We start from the raw sequence: 20,734 nt of genomic DNA, 5'->3' as shown, positions 1-20,734 counted from the left end.
ATGACTTTTATTGACATTAGTTTTCTATTGACAGGAGGAACACTAAAAATCAACTGGTCTACAACTTCCATATGCATCAATTGCAAAAACTGTAACCGCATTCATTTCGAACAAGCTTGAATCGACTATTACATGTGAAATATCACAATTGGATATTTAGATGTACAATCACTATCGTCTGTCTATTTTAATTATTCCGAAAATTTTATTTATATTATAAGAGCTCAATTTTGAGCTCTACTTAGAGATGCTATTAATCAGTGGTTTTCATCAATATTTTGTTGAAGATGTACTTCAATTGTATGAACGGCAGCCTTTAAACTATTGTTAATATGTTCTCTCATTAATTTTTCAGCTTTATCGGGGTTTTTATTGGAGATTGCTTCAAACATTTCTAGGTGTTCTTTTGCGGCATTTCTACTTCTCTCATTATTTTTAATGGGTCCTAACCTACGGTATCTAGAAATGTGATCATTAAGTTGATTTAAAATCTTATTTGCAGTTTTATTTTTGCTAATTTGATAAAGATAGGAGTGAAATTCACTTCCATAATAAACAACTTCATCTCCTCTATCATTATTAGCAGCAGCGACAATAAGTTGAGTAAATTGACCTAACTTTTGTATATCGTTCGATGTTGCCTTTGTCGTTGCCTCTCTAGCTATCAGCCCTTCAAGTAAGCTTCTAACATTAAAAATTTCCTCAACCTCTTGAATTGAGATAGGTGCTACTTTAAGTCGTCCATTTGGTAATCTAAGGATAAGCTCTTCAATTTCCAGCCTCTGTAAGGCTTCTCTTATGGGTGTTCTGCTTATATTTAGTTCAGTTGCTAAATACTCTTCATTAATAGGTTGATCAGGAGCTAAGATACCCTCAATAATTTTTTTCTTAATTTCGAAATAAACAAAGTCCTTTGTAGATAACCTCCGATTCATTTGAGATGAATTCAGCATTATTAAAGCTCCCTTTTTAGTTAATTTAGTAATTTCAATAGTGTAATTACTATATTGTATAACAGTACATTTGTGTAATTGTATACAATTTTATAAGTTAGTCTAATTTTATTTGAAATATACTCTAATTGTCAATATTTTTTTATCATCAATTAACCGCTATTATTGACCAATTACAATCGAAAGAAAAAACTAGGTGGTAAGAGTCCTGTAAAGTACAGAATTCTTACCACCTAGCAATAATCATAATACTTTAGTCCAACTTTTTGGGGTCAGTTGAAAGTTAGCTTTGTTCTCTAATTTTTTTAAAAAAATTATAGTTTTTGCCGTTATATAGCTCTGAATATTTTCTTTTTTTATCTTATCATCCATTCCAAACAAAACTGAATTTGGACGAGTGTAACCAATCCCTATCGCAAATTGAATCCCTTTTATCTTCCGTTAACCGCTGGTGCCAAGTAAGCGAAACCGCTGTATCACTATTCAGGAATAGTTCCGAAACATTTAGAAGCGGGATCATTTCGTTTTCACCTGTCACAAATACCTCTATTTCTTGTGAATGACATCCACTTGTTAACGTAACAGCATATTTGCCCTGCCCTGGCAGGGTATAGTAAGGTTTAACTTTTAACGCACTGCCGTCCCATTCACAGCCAACTTCATAGGAACGTCCTAAAAAGGCAGGCAAGTCTTCCACATTTCCCTTTGATAATTTTTCCCGAATGCTTGTTGAACTAATTTTCTCTCCACGGCATTCGACTTTATTTACTTTCGTAACTTCGAGGATTCCGCCTGAATCTCGTTTCAATCGATCCATATTCCCTTCACCGCGAAAGCCATACGTATAATCAAAACCTGCAACTGCATGGACGACACCGAAATCGAGTAAATATTTAGCAGCAAACTTTTCTGGCGACAGCGATGCGAACTCCCGATCGAATTCAACAATATAAAAAATATCGACACCAAGTTCAGAGAACAGTTTCTCTTTATCAGGTAACGGCATTAGATATTCTACTTTTGTTTTTCCATTTGATAAAACGGTTTTGGGATGTGGAAAGAAACTCATTACCGTTAAGAGTAGATTTTCCTCTTTTGCCTTCCTAAAAGCTGTTTGAATGACTTCACGGTGGCCGATATGAATACCATCAAAAAATCCTAGCGCCATGATACTTGATTTTGCTTTTTGCTGCCAGTGCATCAGATTATCGGGATTCAAATAAATCGTTTCCATGCAGGTGCCTCCTTCTTATTTCACATTAAGCTTTACCCATTAATCGATACGTCAAAGCCAAATTGTGTCTTTCCAAACGCTTCAACCGAGTCTTCGTAGAGATTGGATCGATGTGTACATACTGCCAAAAGATCGCGTATGAACATTTCAATTGGATCTCCTTTAAACATCGAAAATCCGCCAAGTGTCAACAAAACTTTCACGGCAATGTCCGCTACGTTTTTCGTGATTTTTGCCCTAATTGCAGCAAATTCACCACGTTTATCTTCTTTTCCCATTTCATAGTTTTCTAATAAAGAAATATATTTGTCTAATAGACCTTCTGATTCGTAATATTTAATCGTTAATTCTGCTAATACCCCCTGATGACGGGAATCTTTAGCAGAATTTCCTCCTAATCGAACCCGCTTTTCCGTCCGTTTCTTAAATTCCTCTAGTAAACGCTCCGCACCGCCTAGCGCGACCATAGGGAATCCGATACAAAAAGATGAGAAAAATGGAACATCATAAAGAGGATAGTCTTTATCATAACCTTCAGGAGGTCTGCCTGTACGATCTGCAACAGTAAGTCGTATAAGATGGTGCTTTGGAACGTAGACATTATCGACAATTACCTGGTTGCTTCCTGTCCCCCTAAGGCCTAACGTATCCCAATTTTCCACTATTTGTACATCAGATACCGGTAATGTCAGCATGCATAGTTCATTCTCTTCATTGCCGTCTATTTTTATTTTCACTGCAAGAGACACCCAGTCGCTATATAAGATTCCGCTTACAAAACTATACTTACCGGTGATCCGAAAACCATCTCCATCCTTTTCCACTTTCCCTATAGGAGCAAAGATATCTGCGATTAATCCCCCCTGATTAATCACTTCTTCTGCTCCCTCTTTCGTCATAAAAGCTACTAAACTATTATGAATGGAATAAAGAAAAGTTAACCAAGCAGCAGAGGTATTATATTTTCCAACCGTGCGGATAATCTGGGAATACTCTCTTAAATTTACTTGAGGCTCTCCGTATTTTTTTGGAAGTAATAACTTGGATAATCGAGCTTCTTTCATCGCATCAATGACATTTTTTGAAACGGTTTTGTTCTGATCTGCTTCGAGCGCCTCCGATTCTGCAATTTTTCCAACCTTTTCTGCCCCTTTTAATAACAAACTGAAATCAATTTTGTTTTCATCCAATATATTGCTTACCATATTTCGCACCCCTTTTTAATGTTATCTCATAAAAAGAAAACAACTAATCTTTACTGTTAAACCATCTCTTTTTTTCCTTGATGGACAAATCGTGCAGCATTTTCGCCTGCAATTTTGCCAAAAACAGAGCCTGCCATTAAGCCTGCACCACCAGGATAATTAAAGTAGAATAAGCCGCCCACTAGCTCACCGGCCGCATATAATCCTGGAATCGATTGATATAAAACGTCCTGCACTTCGCCGCTCGCATTTATTTTCAACCCGCCAAAAGTAAAGGTGATGCCGCATGTAACAGCATAGGCTTCAAATGGGCCTTCATCCAGGGTATTTGCCCAATTGGATTTCCTGACCGCCAGCCCTTCTGTACACCTGCCATCCTTGATATTTGGATTAAACGGAATATCAGCCCGGACCGCCTCATTGTACTCCTTCACGGTTTGTAAAAATCCTTCCGGATCGACACCGTCAATTTTCTTGGCCAATTCCTCCAATGTATCTGCTTTCACTTTTGTTACTTGTTTTCCACGATATTCTTCCCGTAATAGACCGGACACTTTTTGATCGAAAATCTGCCAGGCAAATTGGCCAGGCTGTTCCAGAATCAGCTTGCCGTATTTTGCATACGTATAGTTTCGAAAGTCTGCACCTTCATCAACAAAGCGTTTTCCTTCAGCATTTACGATAATGCCAAATGGATAGCTTAGCCTTTGAAAGCCTTCCGTGAATTCCGGCAGGTATCGGTCTCCGCCAACCGAATGGCACCCTGACCAGTTTCCACTGGCAATCGCACCAATATTTAATGCCATTTGAATTCCTTCTCCAGTATTAAAACGGCTGCCTCTTGCATGAGCTAAGTCCCATTTCGGTCCTAAATACCGTGTCCGCATTTCCGGATTGGCATGGAAGCCCCCGGAAGCCAAGATCACTGCTTTGGTGCGAACTTCCGAAGTTCTTCCTTTATGTTTAAATATAACCCCATGAACTCCAGCATCATCATGAATAAGTTTGGTCGCCATGGCATCGAATAATACCTGTACACCTAGTCGCGCGGCTTCCTCATGCAGTGACCCGACTAAACCTGGACCACCGCCGACCGATTCAGCAATCATACCGCCCCAAAATTTGAATTTACCGTCCACTTTAAATGCTTGGCGGCCATAAATCGGCACAAATCGTACCTTATGGGATACAAGCCATTTCATTGTTTCAAAACTATTGCCAGTTAGGAGTGACGCGAGCTCTGGATCGGTACGGTATTCCGTCATTCGGCACATATCATCAAAAAATTCCTCTTCCGGATAGGAGCCAAAGTCTGTGATGGCAAAATCTTCTGCAGTCAGTTCAGGCATGATTTGTTGTAAGTCTTCATTGCCGTCATAAGCAAACCGAATGGAACCATGGGTGAATGTGCTGTTTCCGCCTTTTTCGGATTCAGGTGCCTTTTCCAGTACCAAGACCGAAGCGCCATTTTCTCGTGCAGATATGGCAGCACACATAGCGGCATTTCCTGCTCCAATAACCACTATATCTGTTTCAAACTTTCTTATTTCAGTCACAGACCTCTCCCTTTCTTTTAAAAAAGCTGACTCAATATGGTGATGAGTCAGCACTTTATTTAAGCTTCAATGGTCGGCTTATTCATTTCCTTATCCATCACAGAATCACCCCAGTAGGTATTACCAATCGAGTGCTCTTCTTCTGTCCACTCAACCGGCTCCCAATCGGGCTCAAATATTAGATAGGAACCGCTAAACAATTCCACTCGGCAGCCGCTGCCAGGATCCAATACATAGAGATAAAAAGCTTGAGATACACCATGCTTTCCAGGTCCGATAAAATTAATCCCATTTTCTTTTAATATATCAGCAGCCCTTAAAATGTCTTGGGCGTTATCATGCCAATACGAAATATGATGCAGCTGATTTGGAGTTTGCGCTTGTGGTCTTGAAATGACAGCAATATCGTGAACCAAAGGAGTGACACTCATCCAGCCTGCAACGATTTTATCATTATTGTATTTAACATATTCACGAAGCTTAAAGCCTAATTGGCTTCCCAAGTAGTCAATAATTTCACCAACATCCATCGAAGTAGCAATATTGACATGGTCAAACCTTCTAGGTGAGCAGCCGCGGGCCCAAGCTTTATAGGTCTGGTTTTTCAAGACGGATCGTCTCTTTTCATCCGCTTTTGGCTTTTCAACGTCATAATAGATTTCGAAAGAATGCTGACTTGGCAGTTTAAAACGGATTGCCTGTCCTTGCCCTGTCTCTTCACCTGCTTCAATCCATCTGACTTCTGTACCTGCCTTTTCTAAAAGCTGGGCAAATCCTTCGACATCCTCAGGCCTTTTCGTTCTCCAAGCGATATGGTCGATATAACCACGATCACCTGCTGTTAATGAAAGTGAGTGATGCTCAAAGTCACCCCAAGCCCTCATGTAGTAGGTCCCGTTTTTTTCTTCGGTAACTTCTAAACCAATAACATCTCGGAAAAACCACAATGACTTTTCAAGATCAGGTGTTACAAGAGCAACATGCCCCAATTTCGCAATCTCTGGTAAACTCATCTCCTATACCCCCTTTAAATTTTGCTAGAGAAATAATCTTGGATTAACTGATTAAAGCTTTCTTTCTGTTCTATTTGCGTCCAATGACCGGTTTGGCCATAGACATGGAGCTGGACGTTTGGTAAATAGGATAGCAGGTAATAGCTTGATTCAATGGAGCAAACCATATCGTCTCGTCCGTGTACCAATAAAATTGGATTTTGAATTCGTCTTAAAGCCGTAACCGGTACTGGAACAGCAGCGGTTGCAAAAATCGCATCATTGGAGCGCTGAATTTCCGGCCGCATCGCTGTTTCATAACGGGTTTCGGCAAGTGCATCTATTTCTGGTGCTAGTTTCTCAGCATCATAGACAAACCAGCTCATAATTTGGCGCATTTTCTTTTCTGATGGATTATCATAAAAACCTTTCGCGCGGCCAAGCTCAGTACTTATTTTTGTATTTGGCGTCCCGCCAGGTCCCATTAATACCACTCGATCAAATCGTTCCGGATGTTCTAGCAGCAATTCAAGGGCAATTGAGCAGCCTAACGAGTTCCCCACTACATGAGCCTTTTGAATTCCCAGTTCATCCAACAATTCGATAATTTGATTGACCCAAAGATCGCTCCACCCCTGCCGGTTCTTTGGCAGTGTTTCGGGATGGCTGCTATTGCCGAATCCAATCAGGTCCGGAGCAAGGCAGTCATATTGTTCGCTGCAAGCTTGCAAGGCATAGCGCCAGTTTGCCCAAGCAAACACACCGGGTCCTGAACCATGTAGGAACAAAATTACTTCAGAATTCCCCTCACCCGAGCGATTTAGGTAAGTTTCAAAATGTTTCGTTTTAATCAATTTTTGTGTAATAGTTGACAATTTTTATCCTCCTTTATTTAAAAGCATTTTTAAAGTTTGTTAGATAAAATGAAACCCTTTACATTAATAAACATTTTAATTCCTACTTAAATATTAGAAAATTCAAGCTATTGTTTCTAGATAAAAAATCATCTGATTTAACCTTGTTTTCAAGTAATTTTTATTAGTTTTTAATCAATAGGTTAAGATACGACGATCTCTTCATCTATTTCTTTCTGTCTTTTGGTACCAATTTTTAATGTTGTAAGGGTGATTAAACTGATAAGTAAGAATGCCGCAATGATAAACATAGCCTCCCTAAAAGTAAATACCCCCATAATATATGGGCCCACGAAACCGCCTAAAGAGGAAAGGGTGCTTACTAATGCAATTCCTGCAGGTGCTGTTTTTTCAGAGAAAAAGAAAGTGATATAAGCATAAAACGTACCAGAAATTCCATATAATCCGGCAGACGTTATCGAAAGCATCAAAACCATTAGTGGCAGGCTTGTGACAAGCGCACAACCAATGAAGCCAATCATTGCAATGGACACACATGCTGCCAAGTGCCGTTTATGCGAATTGGTTCTGTCAGCGTTCCATCCCGTAAACAGAATGGATGGTATTGCAATAATAGAAGGAATCATTGCTAACCAGCCAATTTGTAAGTTAGACGTTCCTGATACAGATAAGGATTTTATAATGGTTGGCATCCAGTAGGATAGGGCATTCACTGCAATAAACCCTGCAATATTAAACAAAGATAATTTCCACAATTTCGAATCCTTCAACATACCAAGATGGGAGGTTTTATTTAATTTCGAACTTTCCGACCTCTCTTTTTCTAATTCCTCCTCAAGCCATGCCTTTTCCTCTGCTGTTAACCACTTTGCATTGGCTGGTTTATTCGTTAAATAAAACAATACAACAACCCCTAAAAGCACAGCAGGAGCTCCTTCCAAGATAAACATCCATCTCCAGCCTGCTAATCCGCCCCACGTTATCGTATCCATGATCCATGTCGATACGGGTGCTCCGATTAAGGCACTTAGTGGTAAGGCAACGAAAAAGAGAGCGGTTGCTTTCCCTCTTTCTCGGGCTCTAAACCAATAGGTTAAGTAAAGAATGACCCCCGGGACAAAACCTGCTTCTGCAGCACCTAGTAAAAAGCGTAAGATATATAGATGTGTAGCGGATTGTATAAACCCTATTAAAATAACGACAATTCCCCATGTGATCATAATGCGGGAAATCCACAATCTTGCGCCTACCTTGTGTAATATTAGATTACTAGGAACTTCAAATAAAAAGTAGCTGATAAAAAATAACCCTGATAACAAGCCGAATACTTCTGCGGTTAAAGCCAAATCTCTGTTCATTTCCAAGGCAGCATAGCCCATATTAACCCTGTCCAAGAAAGCAACCACATATAAAATTAAAATAAATGGTAAAATTCTACGCATTGTCTTCTTTAAAGTACTTTTTTCAATGGCATTAATCGATTGAACCTGATTCAAATAAATCCCTCCATTAAATTATTCTAAAAAGAAATCGCTTACAATTTTAAATTTTAGAAAATTTAATATATTTATGCTAGAGTAAAATTCATCTGATTTTTTACTATTTTTAAGTAGTTTATATTGAAAACTTTATTTCGGTAATGTTTATTGGTTTTTTAAAACAAAGGCATTCCATCTCTGGAAGGCCCTTTGAAGTTCATATTTGCAGCTCTCCCATAGCCAACAAAGAGTTAAGAATTAGTAAGAGCTGGTAGCTTTGAGAAGAATCACGCAGGTTTTTGTTAATGAGCGATTCAATCTTGTTAATTCGATACATTAGCCCGCTCATGGACAGTGAAAGGTCTTCCATGGTTTGATGAAGCTTTCCGCCATTTGATAAAAAAACATACAGAGTTTTTATTAATTCTTTTTGTTTTACTTCGCTGAGCTTGTAAAGCGGACCCAATTCTTGCATGGCAATTTTCTTAATTCCACTTATATTTTTAGAATTAATCAAAACACCTACAATACCTAAATCATTAAAATAAATAATTTTCTTTTCCGACGACATCCTTAAAGCAATCACGGATTCTTCAAAAAAATCTAACACACTCTCAATCTCTTCAGCTTTATCACTAATTCCCATTTTAAATTGGTGGGAGGAATGGGTAGTTTCTAAGTGTTTAAGGAGTTTCACAAGATTAATTTTCTCTGTTTCTGGTATTAACATAATGATTTGACCCTCATACTGACCAATCAACGCTTTACATCCTTGAATGTCTAAATATTTGGCAATTGACTCGAGTATTGGATCATTTTGGTCCTTGTGATTATCTGTTATGGTTCTACTCACTTTAAAATCAATTGCAGCAATATAGTATGGTTTTTTTAGATCAAAGCCCATATACCGCCCACGTTTGATCATTTCCTCTCTCGAAGAATATTGACCTTTTAATATTTGTTCCAGGAAATAGCCCTTCATTTTTTCCAGTGCTTCAAAACTGGTTTTCTCATTCAGTAGATATAATGAAGCGGCGTTGGCGACTCGCTCAATAAACATAATATAATTTTCTACATTTTTGAGTGTATTTGTTGAGTAAATAAATGTGCAATATCCAATGACCTTTTTTTGCACAATAATAGGAGTGATTAACCGTTCTTGATTTTCTGTTTTTAATCTTGTGGTTTCATAAAATACTGGAAGGGTTTTATTATTCCTTCTATTCTTTCGGATTAAACTCTCGATTAATTCCTTATTAAGGATATTAAAATCTGTTTCTTTTATCCCGGAGTACGCTATTTTGTGAAAACTCAAATCTTCAATTGAGATTGGAATTTGCAGCAATTTATGAGATGTGTCGGTAATGTCTTGTAAATTGCTTCCATTTGATATACTTTCCGTTAATTTTTTATGGAATGTTGACACCTTATCAATATAATTTCGCTGCTCTAAAAGTTGCTCATACGTATACTCTAATTCTTCAATAATATTGGTTTCTTGGTAAAATTTAATTTCTTCCCGAATTTCACTTTCCCAATCCTCCTGAAGTCTTGCTTCAAAACTGCATTCCGCATCACCTTTAGCAATACAGCATATTTCCTTAACAATCACACTCTTTTTGCAAACAGTTGACATATAACCGCTGGCATATCCGGTCAAGGTATGACACGCAGGGATATCTGATTTGCCATGATGTTTAAGGTGCTCATGTGCTTCAAATGAGTCGATCCATTTTCCCTTTCCGAGAATAGACTTAATGGTATCTAAATCACTCATCTCAATAATACGTTCAGATTTAATATCCTTTATGTGACCTGTATTTAAATGAAGAATGGATGCTTGCTTTAGTAGTTCATCGATGGAGGAAATGGTTTTCATTGCCTCTTTTGCATCACTGGCACCTAAGCTCCAACCGTAACGAAGGAGGAACCCCTTGGCTCTTTTCGTACCTAAATTTTCGATGATTCCTTTGCGTAATAATCCAAAGGCTGCAGGCGTGGTTAAAATTTTTTTATTTTCTTCTTCTGCTCCGACTGGTTCAACGATCGTTTCCAGGTTGTCACTCATTCGCTCACCCTTTTCAATACATGGATTAATCAACAAAGACTCCTTACATGTTACCTACAAGGAGTCTTTATCGTGCATTCACAAGCTTTATTTAAAGGTTGCTGAAATGGAACCTAAATGAATATTAATCACCATAGCCTCGTTCATCCGTTTGCTAGTTTGTAACCGGTGAATCTTCCGCCAGTGCTCGGTAACGTCCGCTATAAAAAATGAGTGGTTCTGCATCTTCCAAGTGAATATCAGTTACTTTACCAATAAACAGTGTGTGATCACCCTCCACATGCTCAGCAGATACCTCGCAGGCAATCTGAGCTACAGCACCAGCGAGTACCGGCTTCCCATCGAGACGATCAAAAACAACTTCCCGATGTTCTTTTAACTGACCGGCAAAAATCATCGAAAGTTCTTGTTGATCCGCAGCCAAGATATTGACAGAAAATGTTTTGCTTTGTTTAATTTTTTCAAGAATACGGGCCTTTTCACCAATGGAAATAACCACTAATTTTGGACTAAGTGACACCGACATGAAAGCATTGGCTGTCATCCCGTGCACATCACCATCTACATCGGTTGCAATAACCGTTACCCCTGTTGCAAATTTACCCATTGCGCTTCGAAATTGACGATCATCCATTTTATAAACCCCTCTCTATAACTTATCCATAGTTTACACTAGCTATCTATTAAACTAAAAAATATTATGCCTCAATGGTTGGATTGTTCTCAGGCTTATTGTCCATCTGATCGCCCCAGAAGGTAAAGCCGATATCCATTTCATCGATTGTCCATTCGATAGGCTCCCAATCAGGTTCAAATATTAAGTAGCCATTCGTAAATAATTCAACACGTAAGCCGCTTCCAGGATCAATGGCATAGATATACATTGCTTGTGAGATTCCATGTTTCCCAGGTCCTTTGAAGAAAATACCATGCTCCTTTAAGATGTCCGCTGCTCTAAGAAGATCTTGAGAATTGTCCAACCAGTAGGAAATATGATGAATTTGATGGGTCGTTGGTGAGAATGGATCATGGCTAACCGCAATATCATGGACCAACGGTGTAACACTTAACCATGCACCGACTAAAGAGTCATCTGGTGCTTTCACATATTCACGCATTTTAAAGCCTAACTTTTCCTTTAAAAAGTCTGAAATGACATTTGCTTTTAATGATGTAAGCAGATTAACATGGTCTATTCTTCTTGGAGATACTCCACGGGCCCAGGATTTATAGGTCTGATTCTTTAATACGGAACGTTTAGACGCCTCTGCTAAAGTTTTTTCCATATCGTAATAAATTTCGAAACGGTGCTCACTTGGCAGTTGGAAGCGGATGGCTCTTCCTTGACCAGCCTCTACTCCTGCTTCTATCCAGGTTACTTCTGTTCCCGCTTCCTCCAGGAGTTTTGCAAATTTCTCCACATCCTCAGGTCGTTTTGTTCTCCAAGCAATATGATCAAGATAGGATTTGTCTCCAGCTGTAACCGAAAGGGTATGATGCTCAAAATCTCCCCAAGCTCGTAAATAATGGGTGCCGTCGACTACTTCTGTTTCCTCTAAACCAATGATTTCCTTATAAAACCACAGTGATTTCTCTAAGTCTTCGGAAACTAATGCAACGTGCCCTAACTTTGCAATCTCTGGTAAACTCATTTTGGATCCTCCTCATATTAATTAAATGAAAGCCTTTTCACATATCATTAAAAAAATAGGTACTTTGTTAATTTGATGCCACGGATTAAACGAAATACGAATTCGGTTCCTGCCCACACAAAACTCTTCCGTATGTTTCTATTAAACTTGATGGAGTAATAAATCCATGTAAATGCATGGTTAAAAAGTCACGATATACTCTTTGAAGAGGGTTGGTCTCGTAGGTGAACATAGAGCCGACTCCAGCAACTAGGAGATCAATGGCTTCTTTACATAATTGATTAACATAGCCAAAGTCTGCCTTCACTTTTACAATTTCTTCTTTACCCATCACTTCACCGCGTTCAGCATATGCGTCAATTTTATCTACAGCTCGGTAAAGGTGAAGCTCAGCGGAATCAATTTTTAACTGTGCTTGGGCTACCTGTAAATGGGTAATAGGTGCTTCCGCTTGTTTGTTATAGAAGGTGTTCCCAATTCCAGCCTTTGGAAGCCGTTCCATATATAGATCCATTGCCGCTTGGGCAAGTCCTAATGCTGGTGCCACAATCGATAGTGTTAGTGATGGAACAAAGGAAGATCGGTACAATGCCACATCTTTAAGCGGTTCAATTAAATAATGCCCTTTACTAGCTAAACGATCCAACGAAACACGATGATCGGGTACAAATACATTTTGTATCTTACAGCTATTGCTGCCTGATCCCTTTAGCCCCATAACATACCAGTCATCAAGAACCTCTAATTCGTCGCGAGGAATCACCATAATGGCCATTTCTACGCCGCCGTTATCATCCACAATTGGGAATCCAAAGTAGCACCAGTCAGCATGTGGACTTCCTGACACAAATGGCCATTGTGCTTCCTCGATAAAATAGCCGCCTTCTACTTTTTTGATACCACACTTAATTGGTTTGAAATTCCCGGCCAACACTACTTCTTTTCCAGGTTGATAAATTTCACTCAGTGCCTTTTCGCCAAACGTGTAGGAAATCATATAATCACGAATATTACTTAGCGCCACAAACCAGCCAGCAGATCCGTTGCCACGAGAGATTTCTGTAACTACCTCTGTATATGTCCGCATATTTGTTTGATATCCGCCAAATAAATGGGGACGCAGGACCTTTAGTGTTCCTTCCTTTTGCATGGCATCAATAATCGATTTTGGTAAGGTATTGGTTTTCTCAATTTCTTCACCATGTTCTCGTAACTTTGGTATAAGTGCCCGAGCCTTTTCCACTAATTCTCTTTTTGTATCTAGCACACTTTGTTCCATTAAAATTTCCTCCCAAAAATAGTTATAGTTTTTTACTATCGGGTGATCATTACTAATTAAGAACATGTTGGTTTACATCAATACCCTGATATTTTTCGCCCACTAATTTTGCTACACGGCGCATATGTTTTTCCATCAAACTTTTGGCCATTTTACTATCCTTTTCTTTAAGACAGTTAAAAATCATCCAATGTTCAATCTGAGATTGACTTCTTCGTACAGTTGAAAATAATTCATCTGGATTTCCTACATAATTTAGGTAATCCCAAAGCTGCTTTGCTAGATTAAAGGTATAAGTTAACTTGGAGGCTTCGTAAATTGTGCGATGATAATCAATGTTGAGGCTGGCATAATCGTCTGGTGACAATTCCGGATCATCCATTTGCACTAAAATATTTTCCAAATAAGCGAATTCCTCTTCGTCTAGGCATAATGCCGCCTGTTCAGTCATTAAGGCATCTAAATTTGCACAAACTATTAAACGCTCTAGCACTTCTTCAGGATCCGGTCGCTTCACAAAAACGCCTACTTGCGGAATAATCGAAAGGAAACCTTCCTGTTCTAATTTTGATAATGCCTTGTGGACGGGTGTTCGACTCATATTTAGGTTGACAGTGATTTCATTTACATTGATTGCGGTTTCTGGTTCCAAGACCCCTTCAATGATTAATCGTTTAATATAGCGATATGCTGTATCAATTTTCATTTTATACACCTGCAATTTTCTAGGATTCGTTACCCTAAATTAGATAGGGAATCAACGGTGTATTAAAATTTCTATATTTCACCATTGAAAAAATCCGCTGTTAGTTTGATAAATCTTTCTTTTTGCTCCACTTGAGCCCAATGCCCGCAACGCTTAAAGATATGTAACTGTGCATTTGGCAGATAGTCCATCACATACAGGCTGCTTTGAAGCGGTACAAATCGGTCTGCATGGCCATGGATCAGTAAAATAGAATGGTCCATTTGTTTTAGTGCGGATGGTGGAACGAGCATATCAGATAAGTGGGATTTTGAAAAATTTTCTTCATATGATTTGCGAACTTCCGGCTTTAGGAACATCTCTAATCGCTCAGAGACAATTTGGTCCAGTTCATCTTCAAGGATACTTTTATCATATAAAAACCAACTTAGTAAATTTTTAAATGCGACAGGATTTGGATCCTTATGAAAGTTTGCTAATTTAGCAAGTTCTGGGGTTGGTTCTGTTAAACCGCCGCCAGCCCCCATCAAGACAACCCGATCAAATCGTTCAGGAGCATACATCAATAAATGAAGAGCAATCACACCACCAAGCGAATTTCCCACTAAATGGGCTTTTTCAATCTCTAACGTATCCATTAAGGTTAAAACCTGCTTTACCCTCTCGTTCATCCATTCGGCCCCATTGTTCGGGTAGCTCTCAGGATGATCAGTATCACCAAACCCAAAAATATCGGGTGCCACGACATGAAATTTTTCATTTAATCGTGGTAAAATGTGCTGCCAATTTGTCTTAGCACTTACCCCTGGACCACTTCCATGAAGAAAGATAATCGTTTCAGCAGCTTTGTCTCCACCTTCATGGATAAATGTATGATAGTTTCCTGTTTGAACTTTCCTTGTTTCAACAGCTGTCATTTTTCGTACCCTCACTTTGTATAAAATAGTATTCAATCGTGATTTTTAAAGATGCTAGAATTTCAGTTTTTCATTTTTACTATCTTTATAGTGGATAATCCAATAAAAAAGCGCTTTCTTTTACTAACTATAATTTTACCTTTGTTTATTAAGCCTTGTCAATAAATTCTAAATATTTTTTTTATTCAGAACAACACACTCTACTTATTAAATTTAAAAAGCTAAAATGACAAATTTTCATTTATCATTTTAGCTTCATTTTTTATCATTGACTTACGGTAATCTCTAAATCCTTATTCGGTCTTCTAACCGTGATTGCCCAAATGAGAGCTAATAAGACCAGGCCAACCGCACTTACAGATAATGGGAATCGACCGATATCTTGGTTAAAAATGGTTTGGACTAACTGGAAACCAAAAGGACCTAAAATTCCGCCGATACCTTGACCAGCAACCACTAAACCGACACTCGAAGTGGCACCAACCGGGGTAAGTTCAGAAACCCGAGTAAATACTCCTGGAAGGCCAATTCCCATCCCAAAACCACCTATTACACTTCCAATAAAGATCATCGTTAGACTTGGCGAAAAATAACAGACGGCCATTCCTAATCCGGTCAATAAGATTGCTAGAGGTAAATAGTAATTAGGAAGTTTATGTTTAATTCTTCCAAATAAAAATCCTGCAAGCAATGTGCCGAATGTAAAAATGGATATAGCCAAGCCCGCCTCCGTTGCATTTCCCAATTTATCAGCTTGAATGACGACGGATATATTTGTTACATAACCAAAAATCAGTGCTGAGTAGAATACCTGTCCTAGACTTACCCAATATATAGATTTTGGCTTTTTAATCTTTACACGATCCTGAGATCCTTCGATTTCTGATACCCGCTTTTGCTCAGGTTCAGGTAAATAAAGAATGGTCAATGCTAGAATCCAGATTGGGAAAAGGTAGGTTAAGAAACCGTAGTGCCACCCATACGAATCCGCTAAAATCCCACCAACTAATTGGAAGAAAATAGCTCCAATACACGCAATCGTGGAGGTTCCAAAACCAATCAAGAAATCTCTTTCTCTACCTTCGAAGAAATCTGTTATCACATCAATGGATAATGGCATCGTGATTCCAACACCAAGCCCTAAAATACCCCTCATTACAATAATCAGCCCGAGATTATCAATAAAAGTTGGAAGAACTCCGCCAATGATAAAAAGGCTTAATCCAACAAACAATAAGGTTCTCTTTTTAAACCGTTTGGAAAGTTTACCATAAAAAAGTGCAGGAACAATTTGAATTAATCCTGGAAAAGTAGCAACTAACATGACAATCGTAGGGTCATATTCCGGGAATGCTTTAATAATATCGGCCATGATTGATCCGGCTACCCCTGCCGCAACATCTTGGAAGGCAAGAATTACAACCAAAAACTTGAGAAAATTTCTGCTGATTGTCTTTACTGCCATCGTAAAACCCCCCTTATATCCATGAAATTGTTTAAAAACTGAACACCAATGATAGCGGAGAACAAAATGAATTCGCCTTCAATACTTATCAAAATTTTAGAATAGTTTCTGTCGCTTTTGTTGGCCTTCAAAAACAACAGTAAAATTTTAGATAACCACTAGCTAAAATTTTAATTTTACTAATTTTCCTCTTTTCACTGTTAAAATAGGTAAAAAAAGCGCTTTCTTTTACTAACTGTAATTCTACAGACCTGTAAATTACTTGTCAATATATTCAAAATATTTTTTATTTTTAAAACAATTGACATTATAGTGGGAAAACACAGAAAAATGCGCTGAAAAATTCAGCGCATTTTAATAGAAATCAGTTTCAAGTAAAATTTTACTGTTAATCTCTGATTGAAATCTCTTTTTTTAAATTTCATTCAAAAAAACTGTAAAAAACCAATTGATGATAATGGAGTGGTCATTTACTCCTCTGCAAGCACTCGACCTTTACCACTATAATAAATAAGCGGTACAGATTCTTCGAATAATCGTTAGCTTGATTAGTCATCCACCTAGATTGGTTATGATGATTCCAAAGCAGGCCGAAAATAAAAGAATACTTAGACCTATACCAATTAATGCTCCCTGGCCCAGTCTTTTTCTTCCCTTTGCAAAACTAACTATCGGAATGACAATTAAGGCAATAATAGCAACACACAAATAAACAAAAAATAGGGATGAAAACATAACTAAAAATAAAATTCCGACAAGGTAAATTCCAAGAGTAATTCCTATTCCTTTCCACAGATCTTTTAATGATTCTGCATTTTTATTTCCATCATTTTGTGTCAATCCTTTCACTCCTATTCTAGCTATTAATCAGCTTTCATCATGGTCAGGCCCTCTAACTCTGCTTGGATTTTCTTAAGCTCCACTTCTTTATCGTCACGGTAAAATAAATTATAGGTATCAAACGGTATGATCCGTCCATCAGGATGGGCAATGTGAACACATGATTTTTTAACGGATCGAACATCAAAATTATAAGCATCTAAAAATTGCATAATAATCACCCGAAACACGTTGTCGTAGCCAATTTGTCCTGGCATTGACACCTTTGGCAGACAGCATAATAAATCCTGCAGTGATAATGCTGATGAAGCTGGCGAATGATTTAAGGAAAACAGCTTAAAGATCATCTTTTTCAAATGTTCGTCTTGTTCAAATACGATTGTATTTCGTTCACCCTCTAATAAGATGTTTGGATCAATTAAGCCTGTTAATGGCGTGACTTCCTCATTTTGTTTTAAGGCATAGCCCATTGCTAAACAATCGGGGTGACATGGTACTGGGATGATATCCTTTGAGCCAAATACGTTAGATTGGTCAATGATCATCTGCCGAACTTCACTTAGGGTTAAACGATTCGTTGAAGGGTCGTAGTCTTCCAGTCTTCCCGCTGCTTGGATAGGCTGGAAGGTTACCCCTCTGACACATTTCTGTTTTAAACCGTATTGAATGATCTTGCCCACTTCATGATCATTAAGCCCTTTTTTAAGGGTCACAACAAGGGTGGTTGAAATATTATATTCATTTAAATGCTCGATTGCCTTCTGTCTGATGTCTCTCAGGTCTACCCCTCTTAATTCCTCCAAAGCTTCTTTTTCAAAACTATCAAATTGTAAATAGATTTCAAAACCAGGTGAATACGCAGCGAGTCGTTTAACAAATTCTTTATCATTAGCAATCCGCAGACCATTTGTATTGACCATTATATGACGGATTGGTCTTGCTTTTACCATATCCAAAATGTCAAAAAATTGCGGGTGTATGGTGGGCTCGCCGCCGCTAATTTGAACAATATCTGCCTGTCGCTCATTTTTAATAATGCTATCAAGCATGAATTCGATTTTTTCTAAACTGCGGAAGCTGCCCTTTTGTGGAGAGGATTCTGCATAGCATATCGGACATTTCAGATTACATCTCTCGGTTATTTCTAGCAGCGTTAAACAACTATGCTGCTCGTGATCAGGACAAAGACCGCAATCATAAGGGCATCCGTACTTAATGGGTGTGTTCCAGCGATAAGGCATTTCAGAGGGTTTGATAAACTCACGGCACCACTTATAGTAAGCCACATCCGTTGAAATCAACACTTTTTCTCTCCCATGCCTCATACAATTCTTCACTAAATAGACCCTTTCGTTTTCGATAATGACCTTTGCTTCTACTTTTCGTAAACAGGTGGAGCAAATACTGTTTGTTAATTCATAAAATAAATACGGACGATTAGGCATTGATTTCTCTCCTTTGGTCTGCTTGTTTTTTGGATATGAGCCATATATAGTATCCAATCCCAAGTAAGCTGGCAATTTGGATATTGTTCAAGAACAGATATGGGTGTGGGGTTGGTTTAATAAAATCAATCAACAGGCGAAATAGAAGATAGCTTATCATAAATAACTGGAATAGCAATCCTTCCCAACCGATTTGTTTTTTCTTTATTTGAAAAAGAACCAAGATCAGTGCCCCTAAGAAGAATATTTCATAAAGCTGTGTTGGATGCCGCTTCATTCCGTCACCAAAATCAACACCTGTAAACCAAGTTGTTTCGACGCCATATGTATGGTCATCTAAACCGGTTAAGAAACAGCCGATTCTGCCAATTACCATTCCAATGGCAAGCGGGAGGACAAAATCATCACCCGTTGAGCGAGTCCAGCCAATTAATTTTTTTGCAATCTCCACGCCAATTAACCCACCTAATAATCCGCCCACAATCGTTTTCCCTTCCATTAAATAAACAAAATTATTCCAGTTTTCTAATGTCCTTGATGAGTCTTCAAACCAATAAAGCAACTTTGAACCGATTGCTGCCCCTAAAGTCGCACCGACAACCACCCAGATCGCTTTATCGATTGGAATCCGCTCTTTATTCCTTGTGAACAAATATACTCGAAACCCAATAAAGTATGCTAAGGCTTCAAATAACAGGTGGGGATGAATACCAAATACATAGAAAGGGAAATTCACCTTTTCCTCTCCTTTCTAAATTGAACTTTAATTCTATATTATCAGAATAAAAGGAAAGTAAATGGATTTTTTGTTAATTTTTAACTTGTAAAAAGAAAAGCGCAAGCGCCCTGGTCAGCGGCGTATGGCCTGGAGCACTCCAACTGAGATAAAGGAAATACGAAGAGCCGGAGGCGCATTCGTGCTTGACTTATCGTAGGGCGGAAAGCGAAGGACACTAGCCGCTAGGGCGCTGGAGCTAGACAATTCTCAAAGATTTTTATACTTTCCTATCTTATAAAAAAGAAAAACAGCCAAGGAACTTTAATTAAAGTCCTTGGCTGCTTATATATATTATTTCTCGTAAATTTTAAAATCTTATAACGTATTTAAAAATTCTCTTACTTGGTCTGCTGTTTTGGCGTTTGCACTATGTAAATGAGCCAGCTTTTCGCCATTTTTAAATACTAGTAATGATGGAATTCCCATTACCGTTTGTTCTTCAGCAAGTTCTGGAAATTCATCTTTGTCAATTTTAAACCAGTGCTTGTCCTGATTTTCCTCAACAATCTCATCGATATACATATTCAGACGTTTACAATCAGGGCACCACGTAGTTGTAAATATGCCTACTGTTAATTGATCATCTGCGATTTGATTACGGTATTCTTGCTCTGTCTTAATTTCTTTCATGTTAATCCCCCTTTATATTTATGCTTCCTATTATACAAAATTAATGTCTACTCTAAAAATCTTTTGATTTGATTAAGATAGATTAAGTTGTTTTCGAGTCACGTCGATTACATTAACCAATAATTGAATATCTTGATGGTTTTTCATTAATAAAACACCACCTTCGATAATAGCGATTATCGACTGCGCACTTTTTTTGGTATCAACTGTGTTATTTAGTTGAGCCTGCTTAACCATTTCGTCTAATACGGCTTTTACTGCATCAACCCAGCGCTCAAAAAATTGTTGAATTTTCACTCGAAACTCTTCTTCATGTTCACTCATTTCAATCGCCAAGTTGCCAACCGGACAACCTAGTTTCATTTCCATTTTAGCATGAGAAGCTATCGCCCAATCGAACATCATATTTAATTTTGATGTAGGGTTATCCGCTGATTGAAGAATTTCTTTAATTAACTGTTGATTCCAATCCTGAATCAAATCATCTACCACAGCAAGTCCAAGGTCATATTTAGAGGAAAAATAATGGTAGAATTGTCCCTTTCCAATATGAGCAGCTTGAAGTATATCACTTATTGATGTGGCTTGGTAGCCTTTTGAATGAATGATCTCTCTAGCTATAGAGATTATTTCTTGCCTTTTATTCATAAATACACCTTCG

19 protein-coding genes are annotated in these 20,734 nt (G+C 38.2%); all 19 read right to left on the bottom strand.

Annotation, left to right across the window (positions count from 1 at the left end; genetic code table 11):
* Positions 1-257: 257 nt before the first annotated feature.
* Positions 258-953 carry a GntR family transcriptional regulator gene (locus tag AC3ANL_RS08980; RefSeq protein ID WP_488328879.1) on the bottom strand — a complete coding sequence of 232 codons (696 nt, stop codon included), beginning with the start codon at positions 951-953 and terminating at the stop codon, positions 258-260.
* 364 nt (positions 954-1,317) lie between these two features.
* A complete protein-coding gene (locus AC3ANL_RS08975; RefSeq protein WP_488328878.1) occupies positions 1,318-2,187 on the bottom strand; it encodes an adenylyltransferase/cytidyltransferase family protein in 870 nt (289 codons plus the stop codon).
* Between the two features lie 32 nt (positions 2,188-2,219).
* Positions 2,220-3,392, bottom strand: a complete 1,173-nt coding sequence (locus AC3ANL_RS08970; protein WP_488328877.1) for an acyl-CoA dehydrogenase family protein — start codon at positions 3,390-3,392, stop codon at positions 2,220-2,222.
* Between the two features lie 56 nt (positions 3,393-3,448).
* The gene (gene tcuA / locus AC3ANL_RS08965; RefSeq protein ID WP_488328876.1) at positions 3,449-4,948 is read right to left on the bottom strand and encodes an FAD-dependent tricarballylate dehydrogenase TcuA; all 1,500 of its coding nucleotides are present in this window, start codon (positions 4,946-4,948) and stop codon (positions 3,449-3,451) included.
* 59 nt (positions 4,949-5,007) lie between these two features.
* The gene (locus AC3ANL_RS08960) at positions 5,008-5,961 is read right to left on the bottom strand and encodes a VOC family protein (RefSeq protein ID WP_488328875.1); all 954 of its coding nucleotides are present in this window, start codon (positions 5,959-5,961) and stop codon (positions 5,008-5,010) included.
* Between the two features lie 14 nt (positions 5,962-5,975).
* A complete protein-coding gene (locus AC3ANL_RS08955) occupies positions 5,976-6,815 on the bottom strand; it encodes an alpha/beta fold hydrolase (RefSeq protein WP_488328874.1) in 840 nt (279 codons plus the stop codon).
* A 182-nt stretch (positions 6,816-6,997) separates the two neighbouring features.
* Positions 6,998-8,311 carry an MFS transporter gene (locus tag AC3ANL_RS08950; protein WP_488328873.1) on the bottom strand — a complete coding sequence of 438 codons (1,314 nt, stop codon included), beginning with the start codon at positions 8,309-8,311 and terminating at the stop codon, positions 6,998-7,000.
* A 199-nt stretch (positions 8,312-8,510) separates the two neighbouring features.
* Complete coding sequence (locus AC3ANL_RS08945) at positions 8,511-10,394, bottom strand: XylR N-terminal domain-containing protein (RefSeq protein WP_488328872.1); 1,884 nt, start codon at positions 10,392-10,394, stop codon at positions 8,511-8,513.
* Positions 10,395-10,515: 121 nt separating this feature from the next.
* Entirely contained in the window at positions 10,516-10,995 is a 480-nt protein-coding gene (locus AC3ANL_RS08940) for a flavin reductase family protein (RefSeq protein ID WP_488328871.1), read from the bottom strand.
* A 64-nt stretch (positions 10,996-11,059) separates the two neighbouring features.
* Positions 11,060-12,013, bottom strand: a complete 954-nt coding sequence (locus AC3ANL_RS08935; RefSeq protein WP_488328870.1) for a VOC family protein — start codon at positions 12,011-12,013, stop codon at positions 11,060-11,062.
* Between the two features lie 85 nt (positions 12,014-12,098).
* The gene (locus AC3ANL_RS08930; RefSeq protein WP_488328869.1) at positions 12,099-13,292 is read right to left on the bottom strand and encodes an acyl-CoA dehydrogenase family protein; all 1,194 of its coding nucleotides are present in this window, start codon (positions 13,290-13,292) and stop codon (positions 12,099-12,101) included.
* 52 nt (positions 13,293-13,344) lie between these two features.
* On the bottom strand, positions 13,345-13,998 hold the full coding sequence (locus AC3ANL_RS08925; RefSeq protein ID WP_488328868.1) for a GntR family transcriptional regulator: 654 nt from the start codon (positions 13,996-13,998) through the stop codon (positions 13,345-13,347).
* A 71-nt stretch (positions 13,999-14,069) separates the two neighbouring features.
* Entirely contained in the window at positions 14,070-14,915 is an 846-nt protein-coding gene (locus AC3ANL_RS08920; RefSeq protein WP_488328867.1) for an alpha/beta fold hydrolase, read from the bottom strand.
* A 265-nt stretch (positions 14,916-15,180) separates the two neighbouring features.
* Complete coding sequence (locus AC3ANL_RS08915; RefSeq protein ID WP_488328866.1) at positions 15,181-16,380, bottom strand: MFS transporter; 1,200 nt, start codon at positions 16,378-16,380, stop codon at positions 15,181-15,183.
* Positions 16,381-16,932: 552 nt separating this feature from the next.
* Complete coding sequence (locus AC3ANL_RS08910) at positions 16,933-17,220, bottom strand: hypothetical protein (protein WP_488328865.1); 288 nt, start codon at positions 17,218-17,220, stop codon at positions 16,933-16,935.
* Between the two features lie 23 nt (positions 17,221-17,243).
* Positions 17,244-18,665: a radical SAM protein gene (locus AC3ANL_RS08905; RefSeq protein ID WP_488328864.1), complete on the bottom strand. Its 1,422-nt coding sequence runs from the start codon at positions 18,663-18,665 to the stop codon at positions 17,244-17,246.
* Positions 18,658-19,401, bottom strand: coding sequence for a prolipoprotein diacylglyceryl transferase (locus AC3ANL_RS08900; RefSeq protein ID WP_488328863.1), 744 nt, complete (start codon positions 19,399-19,401; stop codon positions 18,658-18,660). Before AC3ANL_RS08900 ends, AC3ANL_RS08905 begins: the two co-directional genes overlap by 8 nt.
* A gap of 357 nt (positions 19,402-19,758) precedes the next feature.
* Positions 19,759-20,073, bottom strand: a complete 315-nt coding sequence (locus AC3ANL_RS08895) for a thioredoxin family protein (protein ID WP_488328862.1) — start codon at positions 20,071-20,073, stop codon at positions 19,759-19,761.
* Between the two features lie 72 nt (positions 20,074-20,145).
* Complete coding sequence (locus AC3ANL_RS08890; protein ID WP_488328861.1) at positions 20,146-20,721, bottom strand: TetR/AcrR family transcriptional regulator; 576 nt, start codon at positions 20,719-20,721, stop codon at positions 20,146-20,148.
* Between the last annotated feature and the right edge of the window lie 13 nt (positions 20,722-20,734).

Source organism: Neobacillus sp. DHD-1R (assembly GCF_057747995.1).
This window is presented reverse-complemented; position numbering and strand designations above follow the sequence as displayed.